This is a genomic window from Nitratidesulfovibrio oxamicus (genome assembly GCF_015731765.1).
GTDB lineage: Bacteria > Desulfobacterota > Desulfovibrionia > Desulfovibrionales > Desulfovibrionaceae > Cupidesulfovibrio > Cupidesulfovibrio oxamicus.
This window is the reverse complement of the sequence record NZ_VRYY01000618.1, coordinates 1-1,090: the sequence shown is the minus strand read 5'-3', so window position 1 is coordinate 1,090 and position 1,090 is coordinate 1. Positions and strand designations below refer to the sequence as shown.

At 70.0% G+C, this 1,090-nt stretch carries 1 protein-coding gene; it reads left to right on the top strand.

What is annotated here, in order from left to right; genetic code table 11:
- The coding region (locus tag FVW20_RS16300; RefSeq protein ID WP_196610416.1) for a DUF3880 domain-containing protein at positions 1-1,090 on the top strand (1,090 nt) is incomplete at both ends.

Genomic DNA, 1,090 nt, shown 5'->3' with positions numbered 1-1,090 from the left:
GGCCGGTTTCGCCAGCCCCGCCTGTCCCTCACGGCACGCCCGGCGGCCCCGGTGCAGCCCCCCCGCCCGTTCCGCCCGTTCCGCCCGTTCCGTCCGTTCCTCCAGTTCTGCCCGTCCTTCTGGGCGCAGGCACCGGCGCGGCCCTGGACCGCCTGCTGGAATTGCACCCCGGCCCCGTGGCCGTGGTGGACCGGTCCACGGAAATCCTTGCCGCCAGCCGCCTGCGTGAACGCCACGCCGGAGACACTGTCGCCGGGCGCATCCTGTGGGTGACCGACGACGACGCGGACGCGGCCCTGCGCACCCTTACCCGCTGGCAGTACGAGCACGGCGGGCTGCAACTGCTGCCCCTGCCGCACCCCTTCTACCTGCGGCTCGACCGCGCCCATTACGCCCACCTGCGCGACGTGCTGTCCGCCAGCGCCCGCTTCAACTTCTGGGAACGCGCCGCCTATCCCAAATTCGCGGACCCTGCCGCCCTGCCGCGCATGCTGCTGATCACCAGCCAGTATTTCCTGATGGGCGAAATCGTCACCGCCTGCCAGCGCCTTGGCGTGCCGTACCACCTGCTTACCCTGGACGACGACGAGGTGGGGCGGGGCGAATTCGTGGAAAAGCTGCTGCGCGCCGTGGTGGAATTCCGGCCCGACTTTGCCTTCACCATCAACCACCTCGGCGTGGACCGCGAAGGCGTGCTGACCGACCTGCTGGAAAAGCTGCGGCTGCCCCTGGCTTCGTGGTTCGTCGACAACCCGCACCTGATCCTCTACCTGTACCGGCGCATCGTCAGCCCGTGGACGGCCATCTTCACCTGGGATGCGGACAACCTGCCTTCGCTGCGCGAGCTGGGTTTCGAGCATGTGACCTACCTGCCACTGGGCACCGACCCGGTGCGCTTCGCCCCGCCCGCGTCGCCGCAACCCGCCAACCATCCGTGGCGGGCGCGGGTGTCGTTCGTGGGCAATTCCATGGTCTACAAGGTGGCCCACCGCATGAAGGCGGGCAAGCTGCCCGCCGCGCTGCTGCGCTCGTACCGCGAGGTGGCGGCGAGCTTCGGCGCGCACGGCGAGCGGTCCGTGGGGGCCTACCT